We start from the raw sequence: 14,630 nt of genomic DNA on the forward strand, positions 1-14,630 counted from the left end.
ACGGGCCTGGACTGACCCGACGCAAGGAGGAGCCTCGTGGCGCGAACGCTGATCCGCAAGAACCCGAGCAACTTCAAGACACTGCCGCTGCATGTCGAGGCCACGCCCGAAGGGCTGATCTATCAGAGCATCGGCATGCCGCTGAACTTTGCCCAGATCCAACAACGGCGCAAGGCCATCCAGTTGCCCGACGTGCAGCGCTTCGTGATCGAACTGGCCAACCTGGGCGTGTCGGTACGGCTTACCCTGCATTGGCAGAACCGCGATTATTGGGTGCTGGTACGTCAGCGCCGGCAAGACCGTGGCGATGTGGTGCTGAAGCTGATTTCCGGCTATGTGCCGGCGCAGGAGCTGAACCTGCCATTGCACACGGCCGTGCAGGAAGTGGCCGAGGAATGCCTGCTGGAAACCCCGGAAGGCTGGCTGGGCGGGCGTTTCAACGACACCTGGTTGCCGGTGCCCTACGCTGCCGCCCTGCACTACCGCGAAACGCCGCACTTCGTGCTGGCCCCGGAGTCCGGTGCCGCGCGCCCGGTGCACTGCGGCAAGCTGATGCTGCTGGAACGGCCACGGGCGTATGTGCACCTGCCCACCGCCTCGCTGCAACTGATCTACGACATGCGCCTGCAGGTACCCCGGGACGCCAAGAAGCTCAGCCTGTTCCACGTTGATGAGCGGCTGGAGGGCGACCAACTGGTGGCGCGGCTAAACCGCAAACGGCCAGACCTGTACCTGATGCCATTGAAGGACGGCCAGCCACTGGCTGAACTGTATACGGTAAAGAAGGATGAACTGGTGCCGGCGAGCACGCGCGGGCTGTACCTGGCCGAAAGTTTTGCCCGGCAGGAAGGCTGGGTGGTCACGGACGAGCGGGTGCGCTGGAAGGATTGGGTGAAGCAGCAGGGGTTGGTGGAGAACAAGCCGGTGCGGGCATCGCACCTGCAGCGGTTTGGCGACAAGGCGCGGGAACTGCTGGAGCGGGCGCGTACTTCACTGCATAAATGATGATTGGGGCCGCCAGGCGGCCCTTCGCGGGCATGCCCGCGAAGGGCTGCACAGCAGCCCCAAAGCATCAGTTCTTGCGAATCTTCTCGACGATCGCCGTGGTCGAGCTGTTCTCGACCAGCCCCAGCACCTTCACGGTACCGCCATAGGCCTTGACGATATCGGCACCCACCACCTGGTCGATGCCATAGTCGCCACCCTTGACCAGCACGTCCGGCTTGACCTGGCTCAGCAGGTTCTCCGGCGTGCCCTCGGGGAAGCTGATGACCCAATCCACTGCCCCCAGCCCGGCCAGTACGGCCATGCGCCGGTCGACGCTGTTGATCGGCCGGCCCGGCCCTTTCAGGCGGCTGACCGAGGCGTCGTCGTTGACCGCGACGATAAGGCGATCGCCTTGGGCCCGCGCCTGTTCCAGGTAGGTGACATGCCCGGCATGCAGGATGTCGAAGCAGCCGTTGGTGAAGACGATCTTCTCTTTGTGTGCCCGCGCGTCGTCGATGGCCAGCAGCAGTTGCTCCAGGCCCAGCACGCCGCGCTCGGAGCCTTCCTCACGCTGGATCGCCCGGCGCAGCTCGGGGGCGCTGATCGCAGCCGTACCCAGCTTGCCGACCACGATGCCCGCCGCCAGGTTGGCCAGGGCCACCGCGTGGGGCAGGTCCTCGCCGGCAGCGATGGCCGCGGCGAGGGTGGAGATGACGGTATCACCGGCACCGGTCACATCGAACACTTCACGCGCCCGCGCCGGCAGGTGCAGCGCCGGCTGGCCGACGCGCAGCAGGGTCATGCCGTGCTCGCCACGGGTCACCAGCAAGGCGCCAAGGTCCAGGTCCTGCAGCAGTTGCAGGCCCTTGGCGACCAGCTCGGCCTCATCGACGCAACGGCCGACGATGGTCTCGAACTCGCTGAGGTTGGGGGTGATCAGGCTGGCGCCACGGTAGATGGAAAAGTCCTTGCCCTTGGGGTCGGCCAGCACCGGAATGCCCTTGGCCCGCGCCGCCTGGATCAGGCTCTGGTGGTTTTTCAGTGCGCCCTTGCCGTAGTCGGACAGGACCAGCACCTTGACGCCCTCGAGCAGGCTGTCGACCTCTGCGCCCAGCGACAGCGGGTCGGTGGCGAACGGTTCTTCGAAATCGATGCGCAGCAACTGCTGGTGACGGCTCATGACCCGCAGCTTGACGATGGTCGGCTGGTGCGCGATGCGCTGGAACACCGAGCGCACCCCTGCAGCCTGCAGGCTGTTGGCCAGGCTGTCGGCGGCCTCGTCCTGGCCGGTGACGCCAATCAGCGAAGCCGGCGCGCCCAGGGCGGCGATGTTCAAGGCAACGTTGGCCGCGCCGCCGGGGCGATCCTCGATCTGATCGACCTTGACCACCGGGACTGGCGCTTCAGGCGAGATACGCGAAGTACCGCCATGCCAGTAGCGGTCGAGCATGACATCGCCGACCACCAGTACCGGGGCTTGATCGAAACGCGGCATGGACAACTTCATGGGCAACCCATATGGAAATAATGAACAGGGGCAGGATATTAGCACAGGGTAGACGACGGCTTTATGGCCAGATCACCCCAGGAAAATTCCCGTGACAATCGGGGCCGCGATGGCCCCGATCAGCGAGGGGTCAGGTGATATCGGCCTTGGCCGGCTCATCCAGGCCCATGGCATGCAGGCGGGCATAATGGCCATTGGCCGCGAGCAGCTCGGCATGGGTGCCGCGCTCGACCAGGCGGCCCTGGTCCATGACCAGGATCTGATCGGCCTTCTCGATGGTCGACAGGCGGTGGGCGATCACCAGCGTGGTACGGCCCTGCATCACATGGTCCAGAGCAGCCTGGATATGCCGCTCGGACTCGGTATCCAGCGCCGAGGTAGCCTCGTCGAGGATCAGCAGCGGCGCGTTCTTCAGCAGTGCCCGGGCAATGGCCAGGCGCTGGCGCTGGCCGCCGGAGAGCAGCACGCCGTTTTCACCCACTTCGGTATCGAAGCCTTTCGGCAGCCGGTCGATGAACTCCTTGGCGTAGGCATCAGCCGCAGCGGCTTCTATGTCGGCGCGGGGGGCGCCGGCCAGGTCGCCATAGGCGATGTTGTTGGCCACGGTATCGTTGAACAGGGTGACATGCTGGGTCACCTGCGAAACGTGGCGACGCAGGTTGCGCAGGCGATAGCTCTCGATCTCCACGCCATCGAGCAGGATCTGCCCCTGGTCGTGGTGATAGAAGCGCGGAATCAGCGCTGCCAGGGTCGACTTGCCGCTGCCAGAGCGGCCGACCAGTGCAATCATCTGCCCTGGCTCGGCGACGAAGCTGATATCGCTCAGCACCTCACGCTCGGTACCCGGGTAGGTGAAGCTGAGGTTGCGCACTTCCAGGTGCCCTTTCACTCGCTCCTTCTCGACGGTACCGCTGTCCACTTCAGGTGCTTCGTCCAGTTGCTCGAAGATGCTCTCGGCACCGGCCAGGCCCTTCTGGATGGTCGAGCTGACTTCCGAAAGCTGACGAATCGGCTTGGGCAACAGGCCGGCGGCCGTAATGTAAGCCACCAGATCACCGGCAGTGGAATCACCGCGCAGGAACAGCACCAGGAACATCAGCGCAGCCATGGCGGTGTAGATCACCAGTTGCAGCATCGGCGTGTACAGCGAGCCGGTCTTGGTCATTTGCAGCTGCTTGTCGGTGTTGCTCTGGCTGGCCTTGCCGAAACGCTGCTCTTCGTAAGCCTCGCCGCCAAAGCTGCGCACCACGCGGTAGCCCTGGATGGTTTCCGAGGCAACGTGGGTGACGTCGCCCATGGCCACCTGGATCTTCTTGCTCTGCTTGCGGAATTTCTTGCTGGCGACGCTGACCATTACTGCGATCACCGGCAGGATGGCGACCATCACCAGCGTCAGATGCCAGTTCATCCACAGCAGGTAGCCGAACAGGAAAACCACGGTCAGGCCTTCGCGGATCACCACCTTGATCGCATCGGTGGCGGCACCGGTGACCATGGTCACGTTGAAGGTGATGCGCGAAATCAGGTGCCCGGAGTTGTGGTTGTCGAAGTAGCGGTTAGGCAGCACCAGCAGCTTGTTGAACAGTTCCACACGCAGGTCGTGCACCAGGCATAGGGAAACCTTGGCTAGGAAGTAGTTGCCGAGGAACGAGCCCAGGCCCTGCCACGCGGCGATCAGGATGATCAGCAGCGGCACCGCCTGCAGCAGTTGCAGGTCGCGCAGATACGGGACGTTGGGGAACAACACCGCTTCGGGGTTGCTCAGCCCATCGACGAAATACTTCAGGATCCCGGCCAGCATTGGCTGGGTCGAGGCAAAGATCACGAAACCGATGATGCTCAGCAGGAAAATGCCGACATAGGGTTTCACATAGCTCAGCAGCCGAAAGTAGATCTTCAGGCTGGAGGTGTGTTCCGCCGGTCGCGGTGTTTCGGCCATTATCAAGCTCGCTGTTCAGGTTGAACCGGAAATTTTACCACAGGCGTCATTTTCGGCACTCCCCCATGGCAGCAACATGGCCAGGCCCACTGGCAGCCAGCTGATGAACCATTCGGCACGTGGCGTACCAGTAAGGCTGGCGGCATCGAATTGCATGGCCAGGGTGGAGTACACCCAGAAACCGAGCAGGATCTTGCCGAACAGCGTGCCGCGTGCGCGGACGATTTCGCCCAAGGTGTACAACCACACCAATATCCACAGCAGCATGCCAGGCAAGCCCATCTCCACAGCGACATGGGTGAACATATTGTGGGTGTGGTCAAAATGCCTGTTCCCAACAGTCACGTCGTAGGCTGCCCCCAGGCCAAGGCCGCTCCAGGGAGCAGCAGCAATCATGTCGACTACGGCATGGAAGATCTCCGGCCGGTAGGACGAACCGCGGTGGGTGATCAGGTCATAAACGAAATAGAAGGCCAGGCCGGTGGCGATGGCGGCCAGGATGGAAAAAACCCGGCTATGACGGTCGCGGAACCAGAGCGGGCCCAGGACCACGGTAAACACCAAGGCCAGCAACGCCCCGCGGCTCTGGCTAAGCATTACGAACACACCCAGACAAGCCAGTGCTGCCAGCCACGCCAACTGCAGGCCACGCTGCTGCGGCGGCTGGTAAACCAGGAAAAGCACTGCCGAACCGATGACATAGGCACCGAGAATAGGGTGCGATATTTCGCCGATGCCCTCCAGGCGGACCAGCCAAGGCTTGCCCTCCAGGCCGTAGAAATGAATGACCGAGATCAGCGCCGCCACCGCCAGCAAGGCACTACCGACCACCAGTAATTGGCGGACACGGGCCAGGCCAAGCTGGGCCAGCAGCGGAAACGCCAAAAGGAACAGCAGGATGTAGAGAAGGCGCTTGGCCTCGCGCCCTGGGTTTTCTGCGCTCGACCAGACCAGGCTGAGCCCGCTCCACACAAGCAGCAACAGCACGCTCCCCCACAAGGCCGGCTGACGCCGCCAGGCCTGCATTATTACTTGCCTTGCGGACCACGCCATTACCAGCGTCGGCAGCCACAGGAAAAGCACCAGACCTTGCTGATAGACCTTGTTGCTCGGTGCCAGGGCGATCGCTGACAGGAACCAGACCAGACCAAACCCCAACCAGGCTCGCGCCCAGTTTTTTTGATACAACATCCCTTCCCCCGTTGAATCAAAGACACCATTGAATGGTGCTACAACATTATTTTCGGCATTATTGCCGGTCATTCCGTTCGCCCGACGACAAGGCTCTATTCATGCAATGCTCCCGGCTCCCCCAGGTCGACTTCGATCAGCTGACACACGGCGCACAGGTGCTTGAGGCAGACAGCCATGGCGCCAAAGTCTACCTGCTCGCGGATGGTAATTTCCTCAAGGTTTTTCGTAGGAAGCGGCTGATTTCATCTGCACTGCTGCGCCCGTACTCGCAGCGCTTCGTCGATAACGCCGCACGCCTTGCACAACTGGGCATCCCTACACTGGAAGTAATCAGCCAGCACAAGCTCGACCTGCCAGGCCGTACCGCCGTGCTGTACCGCCCGCTGCCAGGGCGCACCTTGCTGCAGATGTCGCGCGATGAAGGTTTCAGCTGGGATACCTACCTTCCGCGCCTGATCGAACTCATCCGTCAACTGCACCGCAGCGGCGTGTACTTCCGCTCGTTGCACCTGGGTAATGTGGTGGTCACCCCCGACCAGCAACTGGGCCTGATCGACGTGGCCGACATGCGCTTCCTGCGCCCGCCACTGTCGGCGCGCATGATTCGGCGGAATGTGCAGCATATGGTGCGCTACATCGAGCGGGAGAACCTGGGCGATCGGTTCCCCCTTGCCGCCTTCGAGGCAGCCCTGCTGGCACGCTGAGTGTCAGCTGCGCAGCAGGCTTTGCGACCCATTGCAGAATGCCTGCCAAGCCTTCTCCGGGGCCAGCGCCTGGCGCTGCCGGGCAGCTACCTCCGCGGCACCGAGTACCGAGCAACGCTCGATTGCCTCGGCCCAGGCATTTTCATTGGCAACGGGCAGGTAGCCACCGGTGTCCTGCAACTGCTCGCGGAACACCTGCAGGTCGCTGCACACCACCGGCACGCCGGCAATGACCGCCTCCTGCACCACCAGCCCCAGGCCTTCGGAGCGCGAAGGCACCAATAGCCAGTCGAACGCACGGTACAGCTGCTGCAGGTCGTCGCGGTGACCACTCAGGTGAACACGCCCGGCCAGGCCCAGCGCGTCGATACGGGCTTGCAGCACCTGACGCAGAGGGCCTTCGCCGATGATTGCCAACTGCAGGCCCGGCTGGTGCGCACTGGCCTTGGCGAACGCCTCGATCAGCATTTCGAAACCTTTGCTTTCCACCAGCCGCCCGACCGCGCCCAGCATTACCCCGGTTACCTGCGGCAACTGCAGGGACTGCCTGGCCGCCTCCCGGTTCAACAACGGCTCGGCGAAAGCCAGCGGGTCGAGGGCCATGCGCAAGGTTTGCACCGGCCTGCCAAGCTCGTGTTCGAGTGACGTTGCAAGCGTCTGCGAAACGGCGGCGATGCTCAGCCGCTCGGCCGGAAACATGCGCAGCAAGCGAATATCCCTGGCACTCAGGCGCGTCTTGCCGTGGAACAGCAGTTTGGCACGCACCTGCGGAACCTGCTGCAACAACGGCAACACCAACCGCGCCACACCGACACCGTCGAGCAGCACGACTTCAGCCTGGGCCTCGTTCAGCGCCTTGCGCAAGCGCATGCGCAACCATGGGCGCAACAGCCGCCAGAAGTGCCGCCCTTTCAGCGCCCGTGACGGCATATGCCACTCCCGGGTCGAACCAAGCCCACAACTGAGCCCGCTACCAAGCAGCAGCCAGTTACTGATCCGGGCATCGGCACCCGCGTGCGACAGTATCTGCCGATGCACCTTGTGGATGGACATGTATGGCGTTCCACCCGCCCACATCATATTGACGATGTTCATGGGCCCTCTCCCGCTCATGTCAGGTGGGACAGCGACTTCATTGAACAAAAATGGTGATTCCCATGCCAATCACGGCACCCGCCACCAGCGTCAATGTCAACTTTATCCGATCACGTCTACGACGTTTGGCCTTGCGCTCCACTTCGATGGGCAAGGTCACGTGATTACCAAATCCGGTGTGCAATACTGCGTCACCCTCCAAGGTGACCGCTGTCAGATTTAACTCAGCGTAGCGCCGGGAAAGTGCCTTCTCTCCAGCATAGGCGGCAAACGGCGCGCAACGCTGGTAATCGCTCAAACGACGCAGCCCCGGGTTGAGCGAAAACGCCTGCCACTCGGCCTTGTCGGACAGCAGCGGGTAACAAGGCACCCCGGCGATCACCTGGCGATCGCCCAGGCGAATGTATGGGCTGTGAATGGCCAGGTCATGAGCATGGCTGCGCAGCCACACCTGCAACAGGTCGGGACTGGCGTCCAGGATGGCTCGGGAGTCTTCGACGAAGCCCTGGCGATAGAAGTGCCAGTCGTCCTCGCAATGGAAGATGTAGGGCGTCTTGACGTGGCTGTAGGCCAGGTCGATAGACGGCAACTGGCCCAGCTTGGGCCGGTTGACGAACACCTTGCAGTGCGGTTTCCAGTGCTCCGGCACGGCGGCATGCACGGCATCGTCACCGGAATCTTCGGTGATGAACACTTCGCGAATGGGCGCGGTATTGTAGCGATCGAAACTCTCAAGGGTATTTTTGAGCAGATCGAACCGCCCACAACTGGTCACGACAAGCGTGACGTCACTCTCATTTGAAAAGCGCACCGGACTCCCTCCGCATTGCGATAGCCGACTTCGCTCCCTAGGACCGAGAATTACTCGGTTAGATCCCTAGCTTCAGACGCAATCGCTGCCATGCAGACAACGGCGGATGAGGCCTGAGCGCTGGGCGCATATGATCGACGATGCTACGTCCAACTGCCCCGAAACTGAAACGGGAAACCGCCAGATGGCGGCCATTTTCTGCAATCTGCCGGGCCAGTTCAGGTTCCGCACGCAAGCGGCGAAGCTTTTCCTGGAGGGTCGGGATGCTGTCATAGAACACCACGTTGTGCATGTCCTGCAGGCCCAGCGCGCGGTTCTCTTCCTCGCCCTGGTCATACGCCAGCAACACACAGCCACAGGCCATGGCTTCGAAGTTCTTGATCATGTATTCGCCCATGCCGACGTCGGCACTGACGAAGAAGCGGATCCGGTTGAGCGTGTTGCAGTAGTCCTCACCCGACTTGGTACGGGTCACTACCAGGTTCTCGACCCGGCCCAGCTCGTCCAGCAATGCCTTGCGGCCGCTGTAGGCCACGCTGTTGGTGCTGCCGACGAAGGCCAGTTCGATGTCGCGCTCACGCCCCTGGTCGGCCAGCAACTGCTCGTCGTAGCCCTTGGGCACGAACACGGCGTCGAAACCTTCCTGGCGCAGGCGCTCGCTGACCATGTAGCCGGAGCTGATCACCCGCGCCCAGGGCAGCTTGCGGTAATGGGCGCTGAACTTGCCGGTGTATTTGCACGGGATGTAGTTCTGGTAGGCATCGTGCTCGAGGATGACCAGGTTCGGCACGGTACGGATGAACGCCGCCTGGCGGATTTCCTGCTTGAAACGCAGGAAGAAGACAATGCGGTCATAGCGCTCGACCTGCACTTCACGCTTGAAATAGCGGCGCAGGTTGCGCTGGTCTTCGCTGGTCAGCCAGCGCAGGTCGCACTCGCAGTTGGCCGCGACGCCATCGTACAGGCGGTCGAGAATCGCCCGCTGTTCCTTCTGCACCAGAAATAGGACTTTCATTGGGTTCCTTGGGCGCTCTGCGCCATCGCGGTCAACCATGGGGGCGTAGCTACAGCTCACGCCGCCAGAACAGTTCATGTCGGCGCACGGCCTTGCGGAAGAATTCGTTCTCGCCGTAAGGCGACGGCCGCCGCCCGGCCAGCCAGCGCTGCAACAAGCGGCGCAGGCGGCGTTTGAACGGCGCCGGCGGCTGCAGGTCGTGCATCATGCCCAGCGCCATGGCCTTGTCGCGCTGGGTTGCCAGGTCCAGTACCAGGCTGCAAGGTGCCCACGCCTGGGCGGTGCTCAGCTGCGGTGGCAAGGCCACGCCATCACCACTGTCGCCCATCGGCCAGCGGTCGTTGTCGTGCAGGTGGTTGGCGTAGCACAGCAGGGTTTGCGGCTGCCAGGCCAGGCCTTGCAAGGCTTCCAGCACCGCTGCCTGGGCACATATGTGGTCGGGGTGCGGGTCGAGCTGCGGGTGCGGCATCACCAGCACCTCTGGCCTGGCCATTTCCAGCAAGGCCCGCAGGTCGGCCAGCAGGTTACGCCAGGTCGGCGCGCCATCGCCGTCGGCCGGCAGCGGGAACGGGTTGAAGCGGCGGAAGACGCGAATGTCGGCGAGGTCGGCCTCACGGGACGCGGCCGGCTGGTCTGGCGCAGCCTGCATGGCAGGCAGCTGCAGGCAGAAGTAGCCCAGCTGCACGCAACGCGATTCCGCCACACCGGCCCAGCGCGGCACGGCGATACTGTCCCAAGCCCGCAGGCGGCCCTTCAGGCGCGCGGCTTCGGCCTTTGCCAGGCCCATCTGTTGATAGTGTTCGGCCTCGATCTCACCGGCGGTCAGGGTCACTACCCAGGTTTCGTCGGCCTGACTGTAGAGACCGTAAGCGGCCAGCTCGGCATCATCGGCATGCGGCGCGATCACCATCACCCGGCGCCGTTGCAGCTCGACCGCCGGGGTTATCCACAAGCGCGGCTGGCCCGACAGCCGGCAATGCCGGCCACGCAGGCGCAACGCGCCAGCCTGCAGAGGTGCGGCGAGGCCGGTCAAGTTGAGGAAGCGCACGCCATCGACGCCGCGCTCGAAGGTTTGCCGGTCGGCCTGCTCGCCAGCCACCAGCTCGACCTGCGGGTCGAGGAAGCGCCCCAGCCAGCTGCTTTTTACCCGCAGCTCGAGGATCAGGGTTTCGTTGCCCTGCAGCACGCAGTCAGCCTTGAGCAAGCCGCCGCTCAGGCTGGTAGGAGCCTCCCGGGTCTGCTCGCCGAAGTCGTAGGCGTAGTCCTCGCCAGGCGCATAGAACAGGTGGTCGGCAAACCAGGCTTCATGGGCTGCCCACAGCAGCGGCAACAGCAACAGTGGCAACCACCACCAGCTGAACACACCTACGGCCACCAGCGCGACCAGGCCCGCTAGCAGGCCCAGGCGCTTGTTGCGCCGGTGGCGCTTGAGCAACTGCTGCTTGCGACTCACGCCTGATACACCGGCACGGGGTTGCACCAGCGGTCCTTGTACTCGCGGTCGGCACGGCCGAACGAGAACCGCAACGGCTTGTTGCGCGCACGGGCGTCTTCCCAGGCGGCCTGGGTATTGAGGAAGCTCAGCACGCTGCCGGGGCTGAAAGCCTTGGTTTCAGGGTCGACACCGCCATTGATGTACTCGACGCTGATCCATTCCGGCGCTTCGACACGGTATACCAGCTGGATGGCAATCGGCTTGCCGTCCAGTAGCAGCACCGAGCCGATCAGCAGCTCGCGCAGGCGTTCCAGCACCTCGGCCATGCGCTCGGCGCCGGTGGCAGGGAAGCCCCAGCGGCGCAGGAACAGGTCGCAGTACATGCTGGCGATTTCCTGCGCGCTGAAGTCGCTGATCGGGCGCACCACACCGCCCGCCTCTTCCAGCAGGCGCAGCTCGCGGCGCTGGTTGTAGCGGAACTTCTTCGACAAGTCTTCGTGGGCACGGGCCATGGCCAGCTGTTCCTTCTGCGCCTTGAGGCCGCTGAAGCGGCCCTGGTTCAGTTCGGACAGGTAGCGCGCGGCATGGCGCAACGGTGCAGCGGCATCGGCCGCCGCCGGCAGGATGATCTCGGCGTTGCCCAGGTCGAACAGGGCCTTTTTGCCGGCACGCTTGAGCACATCCTTGGACAGCGCAAGGTGACGCCCCCAGGTGGGGATGGCGGCCTTCAGCTCGCCGGCCTGGTGCCAGCCCAGGTAACGCACCGGGATCTGTGCCAGGTCCGCCAGTTGCTCGACCACCAAAGGATGGGTGGCGACACTGCCACCAAAGCGGGCCCATGCCTCGGCGTAGGCCTTGGCGTCGATAACTTGCCAACCGCGTTCGCGGAAGGCCTGGATACGGTTGAGCATCAGGCCTGCCCCACCAACGCACGGACTTGCGGCAGCTGCCAGAAGGCCTCGCGCACCGCCTGGTCAGAGAAGCGTTCACGCAGGCGCTGCAGCATGTGCTCGGCACAGGCCTGGCGCTGCTGCCCATCGAGCAAAGCCATGTGCTTCAGGCCCTGGGCCAGTTGCCCGGCATCGCCCAGTGGGAACAGCACGCCAACACCCTCGACCACTTCGCGGGCACCGCCACAGGCCGTGGCCAGTACCGGCACACCGGCGACCATGGCTTCGAGCAGGACCATGCCGAACGGCTCATGGTCGGAGCTCAGTGCGAATACATCGAACGCCTGGAAGTAACGGCGTGCATCCGGCACCTGGCCAAGGAAGTCCACTTGCCCGGCAATGCCCAGCTCGGCGGCCAGGGCCTTGAGTTTGGCTTCCAGGCGCCCCTTGCCAAGAACTGCCAGGCGGGCGCCAGCCGGCAGCCCCGGTAGCGCTTCGGCAAAGCCACGCAGCAGGGTGGCCTGGTCCTTGTCCGGGTGCAGGCGCCCGACGTTACCGACAATCCACGCCTGCGCATCCAGGCCCAAGGCTTGGCGGGCCTCGGCGCGTGGCACCAGGGCCGCTTGCAGGGCGTCGATGTCGATGCGGTTGTACAAGGTCTGGATACGCTCTGCCGGCCACTGCGGCAGACAGCGGCGCATGTCGTCACGCACTGCATCCGACACGCCCAGCAAGCTCAGGCGTTTGCTGAACAGGTTGGCGAAGATGCGCCGCCCCTTGCGCTCGTAATCACCGAAAGCATGGTGCACGCCGATCACCGGCAAGCCGGTGCCCAGCAACGCCACGTAGATCGGCTTGAAGCGGTGGGCAATGCAGAAGGCGAAATTGCGCTCGGCCGCAATCCGCCGCAATGCACGGATGGCGCCGAGTTTCAGGCCGCGCACGGCCTTGGAGCTGAACTCCAGGAACAGCACCTCGTCCGACGCGCAGCCAGCTGCTACCTGCGGGTCGGCGGCGCCGGTGAGGAACACCGTAGTGACCTGGTAGCCACGCCCCTGGAACAGGCTGGCGTACTGACGGGCGCAGTCCAGGAACGGCCCGTCATAGCCATGGCAGAACTGCAGGATGCGCGGTTCAGAGCGGCTGGTCATACGGGGCCGCGCCGTCCTTCACAACCAGGATGTCTTCCATGATCAGGTACTGCAGGTCCGAGCCGAAGAACATGTTCAGGGCGTCGGTCGGCGAGCAGATCATCGGTTCACCACGGCGGTTCAGCGAGGTGTTCAGCGAAACGCCGTTGCCGGTCAGGTCTTCAAGCGCCTTCATCATGTCGTAGTAGCGCGGGTTGTACTCGCGCTTGAGCACCTGGGCACGCGAAGTGCCGTCCTCGTGGACCACTTCCGGCACGCGGGCCTTCCACTCTTCAGCCACTTCGAAGGTGAAGGTCATGAACGGCGCCGGGTGGTCGACCTTGATCATCTGCGGGGCGACGGTGTCGAGCATCGACGGGCAGAAAGGTCTCCAGCGTTCGCGGAACTTGATCTGCTCGTTGATGCGGTCGGCTACGCCAGGCACGCTCGGGCAACCAATGATCGAACGGCCGCCCAGGGCACGGGGGCCGAACTCCATGCGGCCCTGGAACCAGGCCACCGGGTTGCCATCGACCATGATTTTGGCGATGCGCTGCGGCATGTCGTCGAGCTTGCGCCACTTCGGCGCGTTCGGGTGACGGGCGCAGGCAGCGATCACGTCTTCGTTGGAGTACGAAGGGCCGAGGTAGACGTGTTCCATCTTCTCGACCGGCACGCCACGGGCGTGGGAAACGTAGGCGGCAGCACCCACGGCGGTACCGGCGTCACCGGAAGCAGGCTGGACGAACAGCTCTTTCAGGTCTGGGCGGGCGATGATCTTCTGGTTGAGCTTGACGTTCAGCGCGCAACCGCCGGCAAAGGCCAGCTTGCCGGTTTCACGCAGGACGTCGCCCAGGTAGTGATCGATCATCTGCAGGGCGATCTTTTCGAACAGCGCCTGCATGCTGGCCGCGTAATGGATGTACGGCTCGTCGGCGATGTCGCCTTCGCGCTTGGGGCCCAGCCATTCGATCAGCTTCGGCGAGAAGTAGAAGCCCTTGCCCTTCTCTTTATAGCGGCGCAGGCCAATGACGTTGGCGTATTCGGTGTTGATCACCAGTTCGCCGTTTTCGAAGCTGGCCAGGCGCGAGAAGTCGTACTTGCTGGCGTCGCCATACGGCGCCATGCCCATGACCTTGAACTCGCCATCGAGCATCTCGAAGCCGAGGAACTCGGTGATTGCGCCGTACAGGCCGCCCAGCGAGTCCGGGTCGAAGAACTCCTTGATCTTGTGGATCTTGCCGTTTTCGCCGTAGCCAAAGAAGGTGGTGGCGTATTCGCCTTTACCGTCGATGCCGAGGATTGCGGTTTTTTCCTTGAAGCCCGAGCAGTGGTAGGCACTGGAGGCGTGAGCCAAGTGGTGCTCGACCGGCTCGATCTTGACCTTTTTCGGGTCGAAGCCCAGTTGCTCCAGGCACCAGACAATCTTCTTGCGGTAGCGCTTGTAGCGACGGTTGCCCATCAGGATGGCGTCGAGGGCGCGGTCCGGGGCGTACCAGTAGCGCTTGGCATAGTGCCAGCGCGCCTTGCCGAACAGGCTGATCGGGGCGAACGGGATGGCTACCACGTCGACGTCGGATGGCTTGATGCCTGCCTGTTCCAGGCAGAACTTCGCCGACTCGTAGGGCATGCGGTTCTTCGCATGCTTGTCACGCACGAAGCGCTCTTCTTCGGCGGCGGCAATCAGTTTGCCGTCAATGTACAAGGCCGCGGAAGGGTCATGGCTAAGGGCGCCGGACAGGCCAAGAATCGTCAATGCCAAGGGATTAGCCTCTTCATTCGGTAGAAATGCGCCAGCGGCCTCTTGGGCGGGTGGCGGCTAAAGGGCGGGATTATAACGCAAACATGTGCGCAACGCGGCAACCTGTACTGGCCTCATCGCCGGCAAGCCAGCTCCCACAGGTACACCACCGACCTTGAGGC

General features: G+C 63.4%; 12 protein-coding genes. 2 read left to right on the forward strand and 10 right to left on the reverse strand.

Features of this window, described 5'->3' with window-relative positions; all coding sequences use genetic code 11:
- The first annotated feature begins 36 nt into the window (after window positions 1-36).
- Window positions 37-1,005: a metal ABC transporter ATPase gene (locus tag ABX298_RS08075; protein ID WP_075046548.1), complete on the forward strand. Its 969-nt coding sequence runs from the start codon at window positions 37-39 to the stop codon at window positions 1,003-1,005.
- Window positions 1,006-1,072: 67 nt separating this feature from the next.
- Here ABX298_RS08075 and hldE read toward each other — a convergent pair whose 3' ends face one another.
- The 3 genes from hldE to ABX298_RS08090 all read right to left on the reverse strand — a co-directional run bounded on the left by hldE (window position 1,073) and on the right by ABX298_RS08090 (window position 5,624).
- Window positions 1,073-2,494, reverse strand: a complete 1,422-nt coding sequence (hldE, locus tag ABX298_RS08080) for a bifunctional D-glycero-beta-D-manno-heptose-7-phosphate kinase/D-glycero-beta-D-manno-heptose 1-phosphate adenylyltransferase HldE (RefSeq protein WP_025340854.1) — start codon at window positions 2,492-2,494, stop codon at window positions 1,073-1,075.
- A 130-nt stretch (window positions 2,495-2,624) separates the two neighbouring features.
- Window positions 2,625-4,433, reverse strand: a complete 1,809-nt coding sequence (gene msbA / locus ABX298_RS08085) for a lipid A export permease/ATP-binding protein MsbA (RefSeq protein WP_075046549.1) — start codon at window positions 4,431-4,433, stop codon at window positions 2,625-2,627.
- 15 nt (window positions 4,434-4,448) lie between these two features.
- Complete coding sequence (locus ABX298_RS08090) at window positions 4,449-5,624, reverse strand: O-antigen ligase (RefSeq protein WP_286100666.1); 1,176 nt, start codon at window positions 5,622-5,624, stop codon at window positions 4,449-4,451.
- 101 nt (window positions 5,625-5,725) lie between these two features.
- On the opposite strand from ABX298_RS08090, the gene ABX298_RS08095 reads away from it, so the two are divergent.
- On the forward strand, window positions 5,726-6,331 hold the full coding sequence (locus tag ABX298_RS08095; protein WP_075046551.1) for a toluene tolerance protein: 606 nt from the start codon (window positions 5,726-5,728) through the stop codon (window positions 6,329-6,331).
- A 3-nt stretch (window positions 6,332-6,334) separates the two neighbouring features.
- Here ABX298_RS08095 and ABX298_RS08100 read toward each other — a convergent pair whose 3' ends face one another.
- The 7 genes from ABX298_RS08100 to ABX298_RS08130 are packed head-to-tail and all read right to left on the reverse strand — an operon-like array spanning window position 6,335 to window position 14,469.
- Window positions 6,335-7,426, reverse strand: coding sequence for a glycosyltransferase (locus ABX298_RS08100; RefSeq protein WP_367394278.1), 1,092 nt, complete (start codon window positions 7,424-7,426; stop codon window positions 6,335-6,337).
- Between the two features lie 37 nt (window positions 7,427-7,463).
- A complete protein-coding gene (locus ABX298_RS08105) occupies window positions 7,464-8,237 on the reverse strand; it encodes a glycosyltransferase family 2 protein (protein ID WP_075046553.1) in 774 nt (257 codons plus the stop codon).
- A gap of 58 nt (window positions 8,238-8,295) precedes the next feature.
- Window positions 8,296-9,252: a glycosyltransferase gene (locus ABX298_RS08110; protein ID WP_075046554.1), complete on the reverse strand. Its 957-nt coding sequence runs from the start codon at window positions 9,250-9,252 to the stop codon at window positions 8,296-8,298.
- Window positions 9,253-9,301: 49 nt separating this feature from the next.
- Window positions 9,302-10,705 carry a PIG-L deacetylase family protein gene (locus ABX298_RS08115; RefSeq protein ID WP_286100668.1) on the reverse strand — a complete coding sequence of 468 codons (1,404 nt, stop codon included), beginning with the start codon at window positions 10,703-10,705 and terminating at the stop codon, window positions 9,302-9,304.
- Window positions 10,702-11,598, reverse strand: a complete 897-nt coding sequence (locus ABX298_RS08120) for an antimicrobial resistance protein Mig-14 (RefSeq protein ID WP_085691385.1) — start codon at window positions 11,596-11,598, stop codon at window positions 10,702-10,704. The genes ABX298_RS08115 and ABX298_RS08120 overlap by 4 nt, the downstream gene beginning before the upstream one ends.
- Window positions 11,598-12,728 carry a glycosyltransferase gene (locus ABX298_RS08125; protein ID WP_367394279.1) on the reverse strand — a complete coding sequence of 377 codons (1,131 nt, stop codon included), beginning with the start codon at window positions 12,726-12,728 and terminating at the stop codon, window positions 11,598-11,600. Before ABX298_RS08125 ends, ABX298_RS08120 begins: the two co-directional genes overlap by 1 nt.
- Window positions 12,712-14,469, reverse strand: coding sequence for a carbamoyltransferase (locus ABX298_RS08130; RefSeq protein ID WP_367394280.1), 1,758 nt, complete (start codon window positions 14,467-14,469; stop codon window positions 12,712-12,714). Before ABX298_RS08130 ends, ABX298_RS08125 begins: the two co-directional genes overlap by 17 nt.
- Window positions 14,470-14,630 lie beyond the last annotated feature (161 nt).

Source organism: Pseudomonas sp. X4, from assembly GCF_040784925.1.
Taxonomy (GTDB): Bacteria; Pseudomonadota; Gammaproteobacteria; order Pseudomonadales; family Pseudomonadaceae; genus Aquipseudomonas; species Aquipseudomonas putida_Z.